The organism is Vibrio nomapromontoriensis (assembly GCF_050337205.1).
Taxonomy (GTDB): domain Bacteria; phylum Pseudomonadota; class Gammaproteobacteria; order Enterobacterales; family Vibrionaceae; genus Vibrio; species Vibrio nomapromontoriensis.
In genome coordinates, this window is record NZ_JAKJSS010000007.1 from 269,463 (window position 1) to 289,071 (window position 19,609).

The 19,609-nt window shown below is 44.3% G+C and carries 18 protein-coding genes; 5 read left to right on the forward strand and 13 right to left on the reverse strand.

The features are described from left to right. Positions 1 to 22 precede the first annotated feature (22 nt). Positions 23 to 733 (forward strand): type IV pilus biogenesis/stability protein PilW, encoded by a 711-nt coding sequence (pilW, locus tag L4D05_RS05360; RefSeq protein WP_428793259.1) that lies wholly within the window; start codon positions 23 to 25, stop codon positions 731 to 733. Between the two features lie 3 nt (positions 734 to 736). Here the strand turns inward: pilW and rlmF are convergent, their stop codons facing one another. From rlmF to L4D05_RS05390, 6 genes are all read right to left on the reverse strand, one after another. After that, positions 737 to 1,765, reverse strand: a complete 1,029-nt coding sequence (rlmF, locus tag L4D05_RS05365) for a 23S rRNA (adenine(1618)-N(6))-methyltransferase RlmF (protein WP_428750951.1) — start codon at positions 1,763 to 1,765, stop codon at positions 737 to 739. After that, positions 1,743 to 2,258 (reverse strand): YgjP-like metallopeptidase domain-containing protein, encoded by a 516-nt coding sequence (locus L4D05_RS05370; protein ID WP_428750952.1) that lies wholly within the window; start codon positions 2,256 to 2,258, stop codon positions 1,743 to 1,745. The genes rlmF and L4D05_RS05370 overlap by 23 nt, the downstream gene beginning before the upstream one ends. Before the next feature lie 232 nt (positions 2,259 to 2,490). After that, positions 2,491 to 3,660, reverse strand: coding sequence for a Na+/H+ antiporter NhaA (gene nhaA, locus L4D05_RS05375; RefSeq protein WP_428750953.1), 1,170 nt, complete (start codon positions 3,658 to 3,660; stop codon positions 2,491 to 2,493). Between the two features lie 335 nt (positions 3,661 to 3,995). Further along, complete coding sequence (locus L4D05_RS05380) at positions 3,996 to 5,111, reverse strand: lipocalin-like domain-containing protein (protein WP_428793260.1); 1,116 nt, start codon at positions 5,109 to 5,111, stop codon at positions 3,996 to 3,998. Beyond that, positions 5,112 to 7,565: an ABC transporter permease gene (locus tag L4D05_RS05385; protein WP_428793261.1), complete on the reverse strand. Its 2,454-nt coding sequence runs from the start codon at positions 7,563 to 7,565 to the stop codon at positions 5,112 to 5,114. Then, complete coding sequence (locus L4D05_RS05390) at positions 7,546 to 8,217, reverse strand: ABC transporter ATP-binding protein (RefSeq protein WP_428750956.1); 672 nt, start codon at positions 8,215 to 8,217, stop codon at positions 7,546 to 7,548. The genes L4D05_RS05385 and L4D05_RS05390 overlap by 20 nt, the downstream gene beginning before the upstream one ends. A 265-nt stretch (positions 8,218 to 8,482) precedes the next feature. Between L4D05_RS05390 and L4D05_RS05395 the strand changes: the two genes are divergently transcribed. Beyond that, on the forward strand, positions 8,483 to 9,910 hold the full coding sequence (locus L4D05_RS05395; RefSeq protein ID WP_428750957.1) for a DUF2867 domain-containing protein: 1,428 nt from the start codon (positions 8,483 to 8,485) through the stop codon (positions 9,908 to 9,910). A 152-nt stretch (positions 9,911 to 10,062) separates the two neighbouring features. On the opposite strand, the gene L4D05_RS05400 is transcribed toward L4D05_RS05395, so the two are convergent. The 7 genes from L4D05_RS05400 to L4D05_RS05430 all read right to left on the reverse strand — a co-directional run bounded on the left by L4D05_RS05400 (position 10,063) and on the right by L4D05_RS05430 (position 16,262). Continuing rightward, positions 10,063 to 11,121: a hypothetical protein gene (locus tag L4D05_RS05400; RefSeq protein WP_428793262.1), complete on the reverse strand. Its 1,059-nt coding sequence runs from the start codon at positions 11,119 to 11,121 to the stop codon at positions 10,063 to 10,065. 56 nt (positions 11,122 to 11,177) lie between these two features. Then, positions 11,178 to 11,990 carry a PhzF family phenazine biosynthesis protein gene (locus L4D05_RS05405; RefSeq protein ID WP_428793263.1) on the reverse strand — a complete coding sequence of 271 codons (813 nt, stop codon included), beginning with the start codon at positions 11,988 to 11,990 and terminating at the stop codon, positions 11,178 to 11,180. 11 nt (positions 11,991 to 12,001) lie between these two features. After that, positions 12,002 to 12,676, reverse strand: a complete 675-nt coding sequence (locus tag L4D05_RS05410; RefSeq protein WP_428793264.1) for a YoaK family protein — start codon at positions 12,674 to 12,676, stop codon at positions 12,002 to 12,004. Positions 12,677 to 12,840: 164 nt separating this feature from the next. Further along, complete coding sequence (locus L4D05_RS05415; RefSeq protein WP_428750961.1) at positions 12,841 to 13,329, reverse strand: GNAT family N-acetyltransferase; 489 nt, start codon at positions 13,327 to 13,329, stop codon at positions 12,841 to 12,843. A gap of 53 nt (positions 13,330 to 13,382) precedes the next feature. Continuing rightward, a complete protein-coding gene (locus tag L4D05_RS05420) occupies positions 13,383 to 13,928 on the reverse strand; it encodes a GNAT family N-acetyltransferase (RefSeq protein WP_428793265.1) in 546 nt (181 codons plus the stop codon). 28 nt (positions 13,929 to 13,956) lie between these two features. Continuing rightward, positions 13,957 to 14,646 carry a response regulator gene (locus L4D05_RS05425; protein ID WP_428750963.1) on the reverse strand — a complete coding sequence of 230 codons (690 nt, stop codon included), beginning with the start codon at positions 14,644 to 14,646 and terminating at the stop codon, positions 13,957 to 13,959. Then, entirely contained in the window at positions 14,643 to 16,262 is a 1,620-nt protein-coding gene (locus L4D05_RS05430) for an ATP-binding protein (protein WP_428793266.1), read from the reverse strand. The genes L4D05_RS05425 and L4D05_RS05430 overlap by 4 nt, the downstream gene beginning before the upstream one ends. A 528-nt stretch (positions 16,263 to 16,790) precedes the next feature. Between L4D05_RS05430 and L4D05_RS05435 the strand changes: the two genes are divergently transcribed. The 3 genes from L4D05_RS05435 (at position 16,791) to L4D05_RS05445 (ending at position 19,600) form a co-directional block, all read left to right on the forward strand. Then, positions 16,791 to 17,027 carry a cation transporter gene (locus L4D05_RS05435; RefSeq protein WP_428750965.1) on the forward strand — a complete coding sequence of 79 codons (237 nt, stop codon included), beginning with the start codon at positions 16,791 to 16,793 and terminating at the stop codon, positions 17,025 to 17,027. A 177-nt stretch (positions 17,028 to 17,204) separates the two neighbouring features. Beyond that, on the forward strand, positions 17,205 to 18,629 hold the full coding sequence (locus tag L4D05_RS05440) for a TolC family protein (RefSeq protein ID WP_428793267.1): 1,425 nt from the start codon (positions 17,205 to 17,207) through the stop codon (positions 18,627 to 18,629). After that, positions 18,626 to 19,600 carry an HlyD family secretion protein gene (locus tag L4D05_RS05445; RefSeq protein ID WP_428750967.1) on the forward strand — a complete coding sequence of 325 codons (975 nt, stop codon included), beginning with the start codon at positions 18,626 to 18,628 and terminating at the stop codon, positions 19,598 to 19,600. Before L4D05_RS05440 ends, L4D05_RS05445 begins: the two co-directional genes overlap by 4 nt. Positions 19,601 to 19,609 lie beyond the last annotated feature (9 nt).

Genomic DNA, 19,609 nt, shown 5'->3' on the forward strand with positions numbered 1-19,609 from the left:
GTAGTCAAAAAAGGTAAATAGCATGGTGAAGTGGCAGACACTTGCTTTAATCGTAATACCATTATTAGGCGGTTGTGTTACGGTTGATGAAAGTGCCAATAATGTGCAAAAAGATCCTGTTACTGTCGCAGAATCTCGTATTGAGCTAGGTCTCGGTTACATGAAACAAGGGGATTACGCCCGAGCAAAACAAAACTTTGAAAAGGCAATGAAGCATGCTCCAAAATACTATCGCACAAGCTTAACTATGGCTTACTACTATGAAACCGTCGGTGATGTCAAAGCAGCACGAAACGCCTATGAGCAAGCAACGAGCACTTACCCCAACAATGGGACTGTTTTGAATAACTACGGGACATTTTTGTGTAAGCAGGGAGACTATGACAAAGCCGAGCACTATTTTAACCAGGCGATTGAACAACCTTTTTATTATCAAGTCGCATCAAGTTATGAAAATGCCGGATTATGCGCACTGAAGGCGAACCACTTAAAGAAAGCCGAAGCATATTTTGTTAAATCACTTGATCATCAACCTCTACGCCCAAACGCTACAATACAGCTCGCCGCTATAGAGGTTAGAAACCATCAATTGAAAGAAGCTCGACTGCGTTTATTGGCATTTAACCAACGCTACGGTTATCAAAAGGCAAGTTTGAGGGTGTTAATCGACCTTGAATCGAAAGCAGGCAATAGAGCAATGGTCGAGAAGTACCAATCATTGCTCTATCAGTAACACTTACTTCAATGTTTTAGCAAACTGACTTCGCTGCTGTGTTGACATAAAGCTCCATACCACAAAGCGGCTTTTTTTCTGACCCTGCGCCATTTCTTGTATGACAATTTCTGTCGCGCCTAATTGCTCCAGTTTTTTGGTCAGTGGTCTTATATTGTCTTTTTTGGAAAGTAAGGTACTAAACCAAATCACTTGCTTGGAAAAACGCTCACTCTCTTGTGCCATTTTGGCGACAAATGCGGCTTCGCCACCCGGACACCATAACTCAGCTTTTTGTCCACCAAAGTTAAGGGCTGATGTATCAACTGATACTGCATTGCTGCCCCTTTGCTGGCGGTTCTGCCCAAGGTTCTTAACTTTACGCTCCGAGCCTTGCTTTGCCTCTTCTAATGATTTATGAAACGGTGGATTACAAGTAGTGACAACAAAGAAGTCTCCAGGGTGAATCACCCCTTCAAAAATTGTATTTGGGTTCGTTTGCTGACGAATCTCGATTTTTTTTGCCAACGACGGATTATTATCAACAATGCGTCTTGCTGCTTCAATGGCACTAGCGTCTATCTCTGAACCAACCCAGTTCCAGTAATACTGCGATGCACCAATAATAGGGTAAATACAGTTAGCTCCTACCCCTACATCAAGCGCTCGTACTTTAATTTTTGCACCGGGCTTTGCTAAATCTCGATTTAGATGCTCACTCAACCAATGGATATAATCGGCGCGCCCTGGAATCGGTGGGCATAAAAACCCTTCAGGTATATCCCAAAACTCCACGCCATATTCTGACATAAGGAGCGCTTTATTGAGTAATTTCACCGCTAAAGGATCGGAAAACGATATCGTATCTTCGCCATTAGGGTTTTTCGTCATCACTGCTTTCAATGCAGGGACCGCTTTCACCAAAGCAACGAAATCATATCGCCCATGATGTCGGTTATTTTTATGCAACCCCGCAGCTGCTCGCTTCTCAATGACAGAGGTCGTTTGTGGATCTTTAATCGTGTTGTTATTAACGTTTTTTGGCGTTTTCATTCATCAACTCTTTGTAAATCATAAAAAGGCGGGCATCAAACTCAAGTTGATGATAGTTGGGTTCCATGTGACAACATAGTTGATAAAACCCTTTATCGTGTTCTTTTTCTCTAACGTGAGCCAGTTCGTGAACCACTAACATTCTCAGTAAAGGTTCAGGGGCATCTTTAAATATACTCGCAATACGTATTTCATTTTTAGCTTTCAGCTTTCCACCATGCACACGAGAAACATAGGTATGTAAGCCAAGTGCATTGTTGATCAGGTGAATTTTGCTGTCCCACACCACTTTAGTGATCGGCGCTGTTTTTTTCATGAAGCGTTGTTTAATTTGCATAGTGAACTCAAACAAGGCCTTTTCGCTTTTTATTTGGTGCGATTCAGGATAGCGCTGCTCAAACCACGCAGTAAAACGACCAGACTCCACTAAACCTGAGACTTGTTCAATTAAGTTGCCTGGGTAACCCGTTATATACTTCAGTGATTGGTGCATCTGACCCCCTTTTAAAGAAGCGCCATTTTAACGATGCAATGGTTCTAAGGAAAGCGATTAGAGAAATATCTTACCTTTATCCCCCGCTAAGGACGAAAGATAACAACATTGGATAAAGCTCGACCTGTATTGCTCCATCACAGGCAACGCAAGCTACTTCCACACCGATTTTTTGAGACAAAAAAAACCCAACCGAAGTTGGGCTTAATTACATCAAGTTAGTCCTGAGGATTTAATATTGCTCTTTGGGCTCAGGTGCTGCTTCCTTTGGTAACGAGGCATTAAGCAAACCGTAACCAAGAATTGCCGCTGTAGTCGACCCCATTAAAATACCGAGTCTTGCGTAGGTATCAAATTCAGGGCTAACGCCAACAAACGCAAGTGAAGCGATGAAAATCGACATGGTGAAACCGATACCACATAACACACTAACCGCAAATACCTGCTTGAAGTTAACCCCTTCAGGGAGCTTAGCCACGCCAAACTTCACTGCCGCCCAACTAAAGGTAAAGATACCCAAAGGTTTACCAATTAATAGACCCGCTGCAATACCCAAAGGTAGCATTGATGTTAAACCTTCCATCGATACGCCTTGCAGTGAGATGCCAGCATTCGCGAAAGCAAATATTGGTAAAATACCAAAAGCCACATAAGGGTGGAGTGTATGCTCCATATGTTTCAGCGGAGAGTGTTCTCCCGGTTTACCTTGAAGCGGTATGGCGAAGCCAAGAACAACACCAGCCAACGTCGCGTGGACACCAGAAGCCAATACGCTAACCCACAATACCAAACCAACTGCGAGGTAAATAGGTAGTTTTGTTACTTGTTTCGAGTTCAGCGCAAACAATAGAGCCGTCATCGCAAAACCAATCGTTAGGGCAAGCGTGGACAAGTCACTGCTATAAAATAGCGCAATAATAACGATAACACCTAGGTCATCAATAATTGCTAGCGCCAACAAGAATACTTTAAGTGCAACCGGTACGCGTTTCCCAAGTAACGCCATAATACCAAGAGCAAAAGCGATATCTGTTGCTGCTGGAATCGCCCAGCCACTCATTGCTTCAGGATCGCCTGAGTTAAAGAGAACGTAAATAAGTGCAGGTGCAACCATACCGCCTACTGCCGCAATCGCTGGGAAAATCGCAGTCTCACGAGACTTCAGCGCACCCTCTAGCAATTCTCGCTTCACTTCTAGACCAATCAACATGAAGAATACGGCCATCAAGCCGTCGTTAATCCAGTGAGAAATAGATAAACCAAACACATAGGTATGAAGTGCGCCTTGGTAAAGCTCATTGAGAGGAGAGTTAGCAACAACCATCGCAATCGCAGCTGCAATCACCAAGATAATACCACCTGCTGATTCCATCTTAAAAAAGTCACGAATGACGTCGTTCATAGATAAACCCTTTATAGTTATTCGTTTTGTTTGAATAGTTAGATTCTATATCTAGTTAATTTACAGAAAAAATCGATTGTACGGAGGTTACTTGTAGGAATAACCGAATATTAACAGGAAACTATTCGAGATATCCATAAAATAATACTCCAACTATAGAATAGTATAGTGCAGAAAGATGCTAACGATAATAAACAGCCGCGTTGCTTGTGCGGCTGTCAATATCATCTTGATTTAGAAAATGCTGCAAAAAAGTTGCAAGAGAGAAAATGTTGCTGAGTAACAACATTTATAAAGGTGATTAGAAACGAAATACTGAGACAGAAGGCCCTCTTCTAATAGCCACTTAGTTGAATATAGCCAGAAACAATATGAGAACCTCTAGTACGGACTGGACCTTGCCATTGAGGAACAACAAAGTTAACCCAATTCACCTGTTTTCCAGCCTTGATGACAAGATTAATATCATGACTTGGTATACTGATCTTCCAATTTAAAGGTACACGAGCACCACCATTCAACTCGGTGAACTTAAGCGCTATTAACGTAATCTCATCACTATCAATTGTAGTAACGTGTCCATCATCATCTATCACGCTTGCACTGACATAAGGCATATTGTCTTTATATCGGTATTGGCTGACCATAAGAACACGTTTCGCGGACAGTTTTACGATAAAATTGTCTTCACCAACGTAATTTCCACCAACAAGTTCACTGCCCCACTCTTTTGACAGCCAAGCACTACCCGTTACCTTCAAGCTCTTGCCATTGGGTAGCGAAATTTGTCCTGAAGTTTTAATAAACGGCGCTTCAATCACGTAAGATGCGCGCGGTAAAAGATCATGCTTGGAATGATAACCATCATTACCAATAACCGCATACTGCCCATTACGTTCAAACTGTAAGTTAACGTTGAACTTTTCTGTTGAAATCTTTAAATTGCCAGGCATTGGGTCGTTCGATAAAGACCGCCAAGACCAGTCATCAATCCACACCCTAAATGGTCGACTCACTCCCCCTGCTTGCCCTATACCACCACGAGCAATACGCTGATCAGTAAACATACCCAGATGGCTGGTCAACACAACGTTAGAGATATAGATTTGCGGGTCTTCCCAACCTGTTTTGACTCGATCATCGCTGGCGTAGCGGAAAAAACGCCACCTCATCCAATACGTTTGTCCGTGCTCATCGGTCAACTTCGTCACAAGTTGCCACCATTCATGCTGAAACTCGGGGTGAAAGCGAAAATCTTTAGGTAATGTCACAACACGATCAGGCAATACTGGTTCAAAGACTTTCTTGCCCGGCGAGCCAAATATCGTATTGATATGGGTTGTTTTTGAGCGAGTGATGCGCTGTTCATCCTCTTTAAGGATCGCAACAAATGACACCGCGACTACCACCACCAAGCAACATGAAAAAATGAGTTTCTGCAGTCGATTCATTTACAACGCATCTCTTAATGAGTGGATCGGTGAGTTCCTAATGAGTCTTAGCACCGGAATCGCGCCAGCGATCACTAGTGCCAGCATGCTCCACAAGCATGACGTTAAATACTGCCACGGTACAATTTGCAACTGCAAAGACCAACCAAAGGACTGTTTGATAACAATATCGACAATTAATTGCGCTAAGGCGACGCCCAGCGGCATCGCTATGGCAGCTGAAATCAGTCCAAACACCAGCAATTGCAAGCCTCCCATTAACACAAGCTCTCTTCCCGAAATACCAAAACAGCGTAATAACGACGTGTGCCGCTGCCGAGAAACTTCCCCTGCTATGGTAGAGAAGAAAATACCAAATACCGCTATCACCAATGTGATATTACCTAACGTATCTGCAATCGAAAAAGTACGATCAAAGGTTTGCATTGCTTCTTTGTGAATGGTCGTATTGTCATATATACGCTCAGAGTTCAACCTAAAGGTGCTCTGTAGTCGTCGCTGCACCAAAAGTGATTGTTCTTTATCATTGAGCACCGCGCCAAGGGCAACATCACCCGATCCCGAGAAATGAGCGAGCCAACGATTTTGTGACATAAGCACTTGATGATATGGGTTGCCATAGTCGTAATACACACCGATGACTTGCCAATTGCGACCTAACGGCTTACCTAAATTCAGGTAATCACCCGGTCTTAACCCTTGTTTAAGTGCCATCGACTCACTAATCATCACGCCTCGTGAGTGATGTAAATGATACCAGTAGTTTGGAATAGCAATTTTAACCGTCAGAGATTCCAACTCGCCAACAGAGTCTCCAGTACTCACTACTTGCATCATGCCATATTTACTAGGCATTTCTTCTTCCCAACGCCACCATACGCGGTCAACTTCTGGTTGACTCTCTAACCAGTGGCTCATACGACTCGCATTATTACTCGTTGGGTAAACATAGATATCCGCAGCTAAACGTTGCGTTAGCCACCGATCGGTGGTGTCACGGAAACTACCGACCATCGTTTCGACGCCCATATTGGCAGCGAGAGCCAGCATAAAGGCCATATTCGCAACACCACGGTAACTCATGCTGGCAGCCGCATCAGCAAAGAACCACCTTACCTTGACCCATTTCAAAGAAAATGACAGTCCCGTAAACACTTTCCAGATAATAAATGGCGTGATGAGTGCGACGCTGAGTAGCATCAATACAATAATAGCGTAGCCAGAGCTTTGAGATTTAGGTGCTTGATATATCGCAATCGCTGCTACACAAAAACCACACGCAACAAAGGCTTGCCATGTGAACTCAGCACCGGTAAAGCGCATTAAAGATAAGCGAGACGAAAGCCGAATTGGCTGCGATTTAAGCAAGCGAACTAAAGGCCAACCACAAGATATAACGGCACCAGCAAACGCCAACAAAAAGCTATAAATGCTCCATTGCCAACTCCACTCAATCGTTAACCCGATATTCGCATCATATAAATCACTTAGGCTTTGAGATACAGCTGGAATAAGTTGGTTGGCAAGCACCAAACCAAACACATTGCCACCTAACCAGCTTAAGAACACTAAACCTGCCAGCTCAAGACAAAGCGCCTGAGCTAATTGCCACCCAGATACACCTAACTGACGTAGGCTACCTACTAATGGCTGACGTTGCGCTAAAGACAACGACATCGCTTGGTAAAATATGAATAAACCCACAACAAAAGAGAGCATACTCATTGCGGTCAAATTGGTGTGGAAGGCTTTAGTTAATGCCTCTAGTTGCGATTGAGAGCTCCGAGAAAGCGTCATCCCATTGGGAATGCGCTTACGCAAGGCTTCGAGTTTTTCTGCCGACATTTCGCCACAAGCGATAACCGATAATCCCGAAGACTTTTTGAGACCTCTAAGGAGAGACATATCTGCCAGAATACGAGTTCCACGGATACCACTTTTCTTATCGATTTTAATAGGCCCTAGCAATACTCCCCCCTCTAAAGGGATAATATCACCAGCGACCCAGCCTTTAAGCTTGGCTAAGTCGGCACTCACGATCACCGTCGACGGCACTTTAATCAAGTCTTGCGATGCGATATCACTAATTGTGACCGAATTTTTTAATTGCAGTAACGCTATCGGATCAACACCAACAAGATTGAGCTCCAGTCCATCTTCTGACGTGACTTTGTGCATATCAAATGGCACACACTGCTTAAAACCCTCACGACGTAATTGAATATAAAAACCTTGAGGTATTTTCGTGTCAGCGTGTTTTGGCCTAATTCGATAGGGAACAGGATTGGCGAACAGTTTCTCACCGCTCGCATAGGCTTGCTTAGCATGGTGATTAATCGCCGTTACACCTACAAGAAGTGATACTCCGAGCGTTAACCCTAACCAAACTAATAATATTTGCAGTGGATGACGGCGATAATGCCCAAGTAGCGCCTTAACTACGGGCAACAACATGCAACTGCCCCCCTTGAAGGCGTATACACCCATCCATATGACTGGCCACTTTTTCACTGTGGGTGACGACCAACAAAGTACACTGTAATTGCTTGGTTAACGACGTCAAAAGTCGCATAACCGCTTCTGCGTTTCGTTCATCGAGACTACCCGTTGGCTCATCCGCAAGGAGAATTTTAGGCTCCATATAAAGCGCACGAGCAATCGCCGCTCGTTGTTGTTGACCACCAGAAACTTCTTCTGGATAACGCCCTAACAGCGCCATGAGGTCTAACGCAGATAAAATCTGACGCCATAATCCTCGGTCTTCCGGTAGGCCTTTAATCTGACGACAGAATCGGATGTTGTCTGCAACATTCAGTGTCGGAAGTAAATTGAATTGCTGGAATATGTGACCAATGTTATTTCGACGGTAAGCGGTGCGCATGCTTTCGCTAGAATCATGCATAGCGAAGTCTGGATACCAAATTTCACCCGAATCCACACGATCAATACCAGCAAGCAAATTCAGAAGTGTACTCTTGCCAGAACCACTCTCACCCATCAATGCTAATTGCTCACCTTGCGACAATGTTAACTCTGCACCTTGCAGTACAGGGTGAAATTCCCCACCGTCGATATAGCCTTTACTTAGGTCAGACAATTTAAGCATTAATACACTTCAATCACATACAAAATTGGAGTGTGAATCTACACTAAAAAGGCTTTTGTAGGAAGCCAATTTAGGCCGTTAAAGTCGAACTGTTCGCTTTTAACGACAAGATAAGAATGATATATCGTTTTTTATAAATTTCATATTATGAATAGTTTTCATAGGGCCTTTGAATAAAAGCTCTTTTAAGCAAACAAATAGCGCAGTAAAACACAAGAAACGTGTTAGATTTTATAGAGATAATATTGATTCAATGGAGTGATGAATGAAACGCATTTTGGTTCTTGGGGCTTCTGGTTACGTCGGATCACAATTAATTCCCAAGCTTCTTGAGCAAGGACACGAAGTCACCGCAGCGGCGCGTCAAATTGATTACCTCAAAGCGCGAGTCATGCCTCACTCTCAATTGAAATTTGAATACCTCGATTTATCCAATCGAGAAGCTACGCTCGCACTCATACCACATTTCGACATCGTCTTTTTCCTTGTCCATGGCATGGCTCATGGTCACGACTTTCTCGACTACGAGCTGACTCTTGCCCGCCATGTCAAAGAGGCACTCGATATCAGTGACGTTCAGCATGTTATTTACTTAAGTGCCATTCAACCACAAACCGGCAACTCCGAACATTTAGCAGCAAGAAAGGCGACTGGGGACTTACTTAGAACCAGCAAGGTTCCAGTGACTGAATTGAGAGCAGGCGTTATTATCGGACCGGGATCAGCCGCGTATGAAATTATGCGTGATTTTGTCTATAATCTGCCCGTCCTCATTGCCCCTAAATGGGTCGAATCCAAAGCTAACCCCATCGCTTTAGAGAATCTTAACTATTATCTCTTACAATTGATTGATGACGAAATACCGTCTAATGTCATCTATGAGGTCGGTGGACCGGACATTTTATCCTACCATCAACAATTTCAAATTATATGTGATAGTGTTGATAAGCCTCTCCGCCTTTGGGCAACCAGCCTACTCACCCCAAAACTTGCTTCGTATTGGCTAGGCGTTGTTACCTCAGTACCTTCAAATATAGGACGAGCATTACTCGCCGGATTAGAACACGATTTCATTGCAGATTCGGCTTCAATCCAAGAACGTTACCCTCAATCATTAATTTCTTATGCTGATGCTGTACAGTCCAGTGTTGAGCAAGAGGGTGACTTTGTCCTGAGCAATGTTTGGGGGTTCGACCCAAGCGCACTCACCCGCTGGCAAGCTGGATATGGTTACTACCCTAAAAAGACCGGTGCAACGTTAACCACCAGCAAATCCACTCAGGCACTATGGGATGTGGTTAAGAAAATCGGTAGCCCGGATGAAGGCTACTTTTTTGCCAATTTACTGTGGCGAACAAGGGAGTGGTTGGATATTTTCTTCGGCGGTGGCCGCCCTATTCGACGCACGCCAACAGGCCCACAGCTTCAGGTGGGTGATTTCATTGATTCATGGAAAGTCATTCGATGTGAGGAGCCTGGTTTTCTTTCTCTGCTATTTGGCATGAAGGGACCTGGTCTCGGCAGACTTGAATTCACGATTACCGACCTAGGTGACAAGCGGGAAATAAATATCACCGCATGGTGGCACCCCCAAGGGTTCCGCGGACTACTGTATTGGTTTGCTATGATGCCTGCGCATCTATTTATCTTCAAAGGTATGGTTCGCGCGGTGTGTAATAAAGCAAAAGACTGAACCACAAGTAGTATTAGACTCAATAGAATCAAAGCGTGTTCAGCCTAATGGACTGAATACGCTTTTGTCTTTTCAGCAACGAAGAGGTTTCATCTACGCCGTTTACTGTGCACGTAAGTGAGTAACGCTTCATTGCTGCGACAAAAAATGACTCAAGTGCTCTTTTTATCACCATTTGGTGTTTCACTTGTTAGGCCAATACGGTAGATTTTTTCCGCTCGCGTCCCAAAGAACCAAAAGCTTATCGCTAGAACGGCAAAGAACACGGCTTTGTGTGTCCCTTCCCAAAAATACTCGATAAAACGAGTGTAGAGATTGATAAAGATAAAAATCAAACCAAACCCTCTCGTCAGTTCATCATCATACTTTATGCCGTGATAGACAGATGCAATAGACGCAACAAGTAGTAGCAGCGACCAATGAACCAAAGAGAATTGAGTGACCTCACTCCATACCGACCAATCGGCATGGTTTCCAAATACGGACATCAGCCACATAGAGACAAAGAATACCGACATCCCTACCGCTCGTGTCGTAATGACAAAGTCTTCCTTTGATTTCCAACGACGCAACACCCATGAGCTAGAAGTGATGAGTAGTACACCAAACAACACAAAACGTAGTGGGAAATTTAATCCAATAAAGTAGCCTAACTCGCTAGCCTGATGAGTTTCAAACCCAAACCAACAACCTAACGACAGTAACGCACATAACCAAACGATAAGCGATGGAATCCAAAGTCCTAATAAGCCATAAACAAGCGAAGCGACGAGTATTAACTTGGTGACGCTGTCTGTTTGAATCACCTGCCCCAGAAAATAAATCGACACTGCAGTACTGATTATTCCCAGTACAAATAGTGCTTCATTGCTAAACACTTTATCCGGAGAAAGCTTCTTACGGCGAAGGCCGAATGTGTAAAATAGTGCTGAAATCAACGCGAAAAAGCCACTTTTCGCAATATCAGGGGCCGTGAAGATCTCCTCAAAGAGCTTAATTAGCCATTCATCGAGCAGCACAGATAGCACTGATAACACAATACAAACAATCGCTATCCAGAATGAGTATTTGGCGATCAACGACCAGTCTATTTTTACGATTTGATAGCTATCCTTCAGCTTATCCGAATCCTCTGGGGTAATAACGCCCTGCTCCAGCCATTGATCAATCGCGCCTTCTACAACACGACTTTCTCTTTTCGATAATTTCATTCTATCGCTCTTGTCTTGTCTCTGTTCTCTAACTGAGTATGGATTAATGTGAGGCTTTAAATGTACAGCTCAGACTTGGAAAACAAAACAGCATCACCAGAAACGAGCACTCTTTCGCCAGAGAGCTCTGCGTACAATATGCCGCTTCGTTGCGATGCTTGAAAAGCTACCATTGACGTTTTCCCAAGTTGCTCGCCCCAATAAGGTATCAATCCCGCATGTATCGAGCCTGTCACTGGATCTTCGTCGCCACCACTCGCTGGCCAAAAATAACGAGACACAAAATCGCGCTGCGGATGTGCCGACGGCGCCGTGACGACAATATCATAGGGCGCCAGCTGCGCTAACACTGAGCTATCCGCTTCGATGTCAATGACATCCTCTTCGGATTCATAAACGGCAAAATACGCTTGCTCATTGCGTAAAACGCGAGTGGGAGCATGTGACAGCCCTTCAAGCAATGCTGGGGGGATGTCTGTGATGGGGGTAGGATTCTGATTGGGAAAGCTCATTTCAATTCGACCTGTCTTCAATAGCCTAACGGTAAGATCACCTACCTCATTAGTTGAAAACCGGATGGTATCCGCAGCCGAAATACCCTGTTCCATCGCTAAGTGATTATAGAGTATATAAGCCGATGCCAGTGTCGCATGACCACAAAAATCAATCTCCGTCAGTGGCGAAAACCACCGAATATAATAGTGATTGGCGGCAATCGGTGTTAGATACGCAGTTTCTGACAAATTATTCTCTATCGCGACGTTTTGCATCCACTGATCACTTGGAAACTCGTCTACCAGCATGATGGCAGCACTGTTACCTTTAAACATCTCAGACGTAAACGCGTCCACAATCCATTGTGTTTTCACTTGTTCATTCCTTAATTTGAGCGAGAAGTATAAGCAATTCGCTTTCTATATACGCGATAACCTAACGCCAAAATAATGCATAATACCGCTGGAGGCAACAGCGCATAAAACGCCAACTGATTGAATAATAAAGCACCAACTAACCCACCACAGATAAAGCCTACTAATATGGTCACGAACAATTTAGCTTTGCGCTTATCAAACGCTTCGCCTCTTAGTGTTGAGCCTATCATGATCCCCAAATCAGTGACGATACCCGTCACGTGTGTCGTTCTAACCACGGCACCACTAAACGTCGTAGCAAGCGCATTTTGTAAACCACATGCGGCCGAAGCAAAGTAACTACCCGTTGGCGAGCCTGCCACTAAAAAGTAAGTCGCAGATAACAACAACGCACTTTCAATGCATAACAACCACTCATATTGACGCCCTAATTTCAAAGACACATTCGATATGAACCATCCAGAAATGGCCGAACCTAATAGGAAGCTCATAACAATACCAATCAAATGAGCGGAGCTCGCCCAATCATTAAATAATTGCGTTCCTAGTAATGTGGCCGTTCCTGATAAATGAGAAATAGCCTGATGCTGAAAGCCCAATAAGCCGACCGCATTCACCGTCCCTGCGAGCAATGATAAAATAAACGCTCCAGATTCAATCCAGCGCGGAAGTTTTGAAATCACACCAATTGCCTTATTTATTGCGTGTTAATCATGATTCGTTATTAGATAGGGACACCGACATAGTTGGGTACCGCTCCAATGTGCCACCTCGCTGCTCCGTGATAACTCGTAACGGCTAACACGGCCGTGCAACAGTGCAACAGCAGCGAGCATCATAGTCCTATTTATCCACGCTTCTTTGATTTAAAGCACATTATATGTTGAGGTCCTGCCTCGCCGCCAAGGTAAAGTTGTTCGGTATCCATAAACCCGGCCTTCACATACAGCGATCTTGCTAAGGCATTCTTACAATTCACCGTGAGATACAAATCTGAATGGTCTTTCCCTAACCACACCATGTACTGGTCTTGTATTTGTCGAATGGCACGTTTAGCAATGCCTTGCCCTTGATATTGCTGGTCAATCAGAAACGACCTAAGGCCAACTGACCCTTGCGGACAGAATAAATACCGATTGGCATAAGCACGGTCGAGTAGAAAAAAGCCCACGGGTTTTCCAGCTTGGCAGATCACCCATTGTGTTTCTTCACTCTTTTGACAGCTTTGGTCAATAATTTCATCAATGTCGCCGATGTAAGGGCGCTGCTCATCCTGTACAGACAACATTAAAACATCTTCAAGATTTTGTTCATTTAACGGTTCAATGGTTAACATACTTATTCATCACTCTTTTCCAACACGTTGAAGCAAAACCATTACTCCATGATTTAATTTTGGGTAAGGGACATTAGCCACAGATCCCAATACCGCCCCTCAATAAACCTGACATTTTTGACTACTTCGGTTCGCTCAAAGCCTAATTGCTGGTAACACTGAATAGCGGAGTGATTATGGGAAAATACTGACAGTGTAATGTCTGATATAGGATGGTTTACTTTAGCTACAGCTATCACTAGACGCAGCATCTCTGATGCTAGCCCTTGCCCCCGATAATCTGGTTGGATAAAGACTCGACAGATACGCTGTACATCTTTGGACGCTTGAAAAAGCTCCACAAAGCCGACAAAACAACCGTCCCGTTGACATAAAAAAGGGCGACTCAAGCGATTTGAGAAATATTTATTGAGCTGGGTAGGCGTCAAAGGGAAAGTAAATTGAAACCCGCCCCATTGATAATTGAGCCTTTCCGAGTCAATCCATTCAATTAACATCGCATAGTGATCGGCAGTAAAAGGGACTAACCGCATAGAATTCATGCTGTTGATCGCGTTATTACTCACGCTACTACTGGTCTCTTCCAATGGCTTTACCACATCAACCTCTTGCGCATTTACGAACCTTTTACTCACGGACTAGACGACGATAGCACCGCTCAGGTCGCCCAACAGAGCCATAATTAACATCGGCTTCTAACTCTCCGGTACTAATTAAAAATTCAAGATAGCGCCGTGCTGTTGTTCGGCTTGCTCCTATATTTTCCCCCGCTTCATCGGCGGTATATAAGCTGTGTTCAGTGAACAACATACGAATTTTTTCCAATGTAACACCATCAATACCTTTAGGAAGGTGCTTATCTGCCTTTGCTTCTCCGCTATGGCTCTGCATCATTTCATCAACGAGTGACTGATCAAGCCCGTCCACGTGATGAAGTTGTTTTGTTCGCTTCTGATATTTTTTTAACGCGGCTTCTAAACGAGGATACATAACGGGTTTGAGTAAGTAATCAATCACGCCACCGCGCATTGCTTGCTGTAAGGTTTCCACATCTCTCGCCGCAGTAATTAGAATAACATCACAGGCTTGGTTCACTGTCCTTAATCTGCCGAGAATATCAATACCCGTACCATCGGGTAGATAAACATCTAGCAGAACCAGTTCTGGTTCTAACAGCTCCAGCTGCATTTCGGCTTCCGAGCGTGATGTGGCAATCCCGACCACCTCAAATCCCCCCATTTTTTCTAGGTAGCGACGATGTAACTCCGCGATTTTCAGATCATCTTCTATGATCATTACACGTGTCATTGTACTCATGCCATTCCATCCTTTGGTACGTATACAGTGACTCGAGTCCCCATATCATTATTTGCTATCAGTTCAAGCTGTCCTTGATAGCGCTCCGTTAATTGCTTAACCAAAAATAAACCAACGCCGCGATTACTGGCCGATTTACTCGACACCCCTCGTTGTGTTAGCAACGATACGTCAATGTCACTAGGCAAACCACAGCCTCTATCCACCACTTCGAGAATAATTTCATTGCCATAATCACTCACAGAGACTTCAATTGTCGAACGAAGTACCCGTTCGTTTGGCTGCTGCTTGATCGCTGACAGCGTCGCTTCGAAAGCGTTATCAATTAAATTACCTAAAATGGTCACAATATCATCCGCATTTAACTCCACAGGTAGCGGCTCTAAACGCGAATCAGGATCCACGACTAACGTTAAACCCAGTTCACGTGCGCGCTCCGTCTTTCCCAACAACATCCCCGCAATTAGCGGGTCGCGCATGGTCTCCCGCAAAAATTCAATCAGCGACTGATAGTGCGCGGTTTCCAAGCCGATCAGTTGTTGAACTGCATCCAACTCACCCATTTGTAGCATGCCATTAATCGTATTGAGCTTATTACGGTGCTCATGAGTTTGAGCGCGCAACATTTCTGCATAGGCTTGGGTTTGAGACAGCTGCGCCGTTAACTCACTAATTTCATCCCGCAGGCGAAAACTGGATACCGCTCCAACCACCTTACCATCGACAATGATTGGACTTCGATTCGCTACGATACGTTGATGATTCAAATACAACTCAATATCGTGATCCACTTCTTGGCTATTAATTAAACTATGTAAGTCCGAATTTGGCAGCACATCAACTAAGGGTTGATTGATAGTGTCTTGCTTGTTTAACTTTAAAATCTCGCAAGCACTGGTATTAATAGATCGTAAAACACCGTTAGAGTCAATACTGATGACCCCTTCTTTAATGGTACTCATGGTTACGTCAAGCTCACCATACAAGCGACCAATCTCTTCAGGCTCAAAGCCCAAAATCGCTTTTTGAAATCGCCGAGAGATATAATTCGATATCACGCCATTGACGACGAGTACCAACACCGCCATTCCTAACAAAAAGGCCAAATACGGCTCGATTCTATCTTGTAACCTATCGATTAAGTATCCAACGGAAACCACACCGATAATTTGACCATGGCTATCGAAAATGGCCGCTTTTCCCCGTACTGACTTTCCTAATGAACCTTCAGCAAATGAAACATAAGCCTGCCCATCGACCAGTGCTTTATCATTGTCTCCGCCTTTCATTGGCTTACCAATGCGCTCGTCAATAGGGTGGACGAGCCTGATACCTTGATGGTCACCAATTACGATAAAAGCTGCGCCAATCATCTCAGTCAGACCACGGAATCTCGCTTGCATTTTCGCCGTAGACTGTTCTTCAATCATGTTGATCACCGATGATGATTGCGCTAAAAACGTAGCTACCCCCTTCGCTTTAAATCCCATTTCCTGCTCTTGCGACTGCTTAATGTAACTAAAGCCAGCCAATGACAATACGACCAACTGAAGCAAGCCCGACAACGTCATAATAATGAGCAAGCGATGACGAAAGCTGAATTGATTCCATTTCATTGTCACTCTCCTTTGCTATTCTCACTGTAACAGCCGCGTAACATGAATACACTTAACTCATCTTTGTTATGTGACTCCCCTTTCGGCAAATCACAATGCAAGGATTATTTATGATTCCGTCAAATAAACAAATAGTTACAAACTACTGCTGCCAAAAACCTTATTGCATATTATTCATAAAGAACACTGACTAAGATCACAGCCCTTTTAGGTTAATTTTAGAACTAATTAGCCCACATTTTGTATAGTAACTAGGCAGCCGTTAAACAAGACGCGACGAAAGTGAATAGTTAAGGTAGAAAAGAGAACAAATACGAGGCCAGAATAACAATACGTAATACATGGCCTAACAAAACCCTACCGGTCTTGTCACTTCATCGATAGGCCCAGATGCACGTTCACCGACCATTGTGATAGTTACTATGGCTTATCAAATGACGAAAGCGGCTCGTCATACTGTAAAAAATAACCTCTAAAAAAATAAAAAAATGAGGGCGTATAAGGACTCACGTTAGGAGGAACAAGGCTATGAAACGTGACTGTTTTGGAATTTGCCTCAATAGGGCTGTGCTGTCAAAAAATCGATCGTCAACGTTTACTCATGTTAGGGCTTACCAAAAACAAGATTGCCAACAACAAAGTATCGAGCACGAGCTGCTCGTCTCATTTGCTTCTCCGCAAATGTCGGGAAGTGAAGTGTTGAAGGCAATGCTTCAAGCAAAGGACTTAGTGTGGCGAGCAGGCTACGTATGCCCTTCCCCATAATAAAAGACACCCAAATTGAAGAGGCTCATTGCGAGTCTCTTTGTATTTGCGCGATGCCAAAAAAAACAATCACTTAACTTCGCTGTTTATCCAAAAGCAACTACATTTATATTGTTGCACTGAACAATATTAGAGTTTAAACTCTAAATATTTTATTAACATCGGCTTGGAGCAAACATGAAGATTAAGTCCCTACCTCTGGTTGTGGGCGCATTGCTAAGCACCCTGTCTATCAATGCATGGAGCGCTGAGGTCTCTTTTGACGAGGCTTGGCAACTGCTTCAACAAAACAACAACTCACTCGCCGCGCAGCGAGCCAATGTAGAGCGTTATGGGCACTTAAAAAGCGCCACGAACAACCTTAACCTACCTAGCGTCACCATTGGCGCGAATTACACCCGTCTAGACAAAGACGTGACGGTATCAGGAGACCAGCTTGCAGAAAGCCTCAACGGTGTCCCGCCAGGTCTTGGCCAAATAGCAGGCAGTCTTGGTGGACTCAATCTTGGAGGTATTACTTCCACGATCGAGCACCAAGATATCTTCAGCTCTTCCATCCGCGCAATCTGGCCAATCTTTACTGGTGGGCGGATCACCGCGGCGCAAACGGCGGCAGAAGGCCGTCAAGAAGAGGCGGAAAGTCAGTTTGCGATGGAGGTGCAAGCGCGATACGAAGATCTGAGTAAATACTACTTCAGCGTGATTTTAGCTAAGGAAGTGGTTGAAACGCGCCTCGCTGCCGAACAAGGGCTGACGAAACATCGCGATTACGCCATTAAACTCGAACAGCAAGGCCAAATTGCTAGAGTAGAACGCTTACAAGCGGAGGCCTCACTCGATAAAGCCACCATCGAGAGAAAGAAGGCGCAACATAGCCTGAATATCGCCCAAGCAGCACTGACACAAATCTTAGGCCAAGTCGAAAAGGTTGAGCCGCGAGACGAACTCTTTATTAACCGCAACTTACCCCCTCTCGATGCGTTTGTTGACCAGACGTTAGACACCTATCCGGGCTTAGCGATCCTCGATGCAAAAGAAAAACAAGCTAGCAGTCTTATCAAAGCTGAGAACGGCAAATACTATCCTGAAGTATATGCTTACGGTGACTATAACCTTTATGAAGGGGATTCATTAGCCAATCAGATGACCCCTGATTGGTTAGTCGGTATTGGCGTCAGCGTGCCACTACTAGAAAATACCGGGCGCAGTGAAAAAGTTAAAGCAGCAAACAGTGCTGTGAGCCAAGTTCAATTCCTAAAACGCCAAGCAAAACTAGATTTAAGCGTATTAGTAGAAAAGACCTATTTAGAAGCCCAGCAAGCCCTCGACGAAGCGGTTGGACTAAATTCAAGCCTATCATTAGCAAAAGAGAATCTTTTACTAAGACAAAAGGCGTTTGCTCAAGGTTTAGGTCGCTCCATTGATGTCGTCGATGCCGAGCTTTATGTTGCGAGCATTAAAACACAACAAGCCGCCGCAAGTTTCCAGTACCTACTCTCTCTCAACAAGTTACTTGCGCTATCCAATGAAATGAACAGCTTTAACCAATATAAATATAACTCTATTAATCCTGCAAAAATCACTAGTAAGGACGTATCATGAACAAGGTTAAACCAACACTCGCGACACTAGGCGCGCTCGTTATTGCAGGTTGGGTCGGTTATAAGTTTTTTGACGCTTATCAAACGCCACCCTTTCGTCTTCAAGGACAAATTGAATCTCAGCAATACAGTATTTCCTCTAAGGTACCTGGCAGAATCGATCAAGTCATGGTTCGCAAAGGTGATGAAATTAAGGAAGGACAGCTGGTCTTTACCCTTCATAGCCCAGAAATCGACGCCAAGCTAGAACAAGCTGTTGCAGGTGAAAAAGCAGCTGGAGCGCTCGCGCAAGAGGCCAACAACGGTGCTCGCCAACAACAAATCAGAGCTGCAGAAGATCAATGGCGTAAAGCTCGCGCTGCCTCCCAACTTATGGAGAAAACCTATCTGCGTGTCAATAATCTATACAAGGATGGTGTCGTTGCAGAGCAAAAACGTGATGAAGCCAAAACACAATGGCAAGCCGCTAAATACACTGAAAGTGCCGCTTATCAAATGTTTGAAATGGCAAAAGAAGGCGCGCGTAAGGAAACTAAAGTTGCGGCAGCTGAAAAAGTTCGCATGGCAGCAGGCGCAGTAGCCGAAGTTGAAGCCTATGCCGCAGATACTAAGATTCACTCTTGGTTTGATGGCGAAGTTTCTCAAGTACTGCTTCATAGTGGCGAGCTCGCTCCGCAAGGTTTTCCGGTTGTGACCGTTGTCGATACCAAAGATTCATGGGCGGTTTTAAATGTTCGTGAAGATCTACTACAACATTTCGAAAAAGGGGCTGAATTTACCGCATACGTGCCAGCTTTAGATACCGACGTCACATTCAAAGTTAATCACGTGGCCGTGATGGGCGATTTCGCTACTTGGCGCTCAACGGACGCCACTCAAGGTTTTGATTTACGTACTTTCGAAGTAGAAGCTCGCCCTCTGGATCATAAAGATAAGTTACGTATGGGCATGAGCCTAGCCGTTGAGATGTAAGGGCTGAGT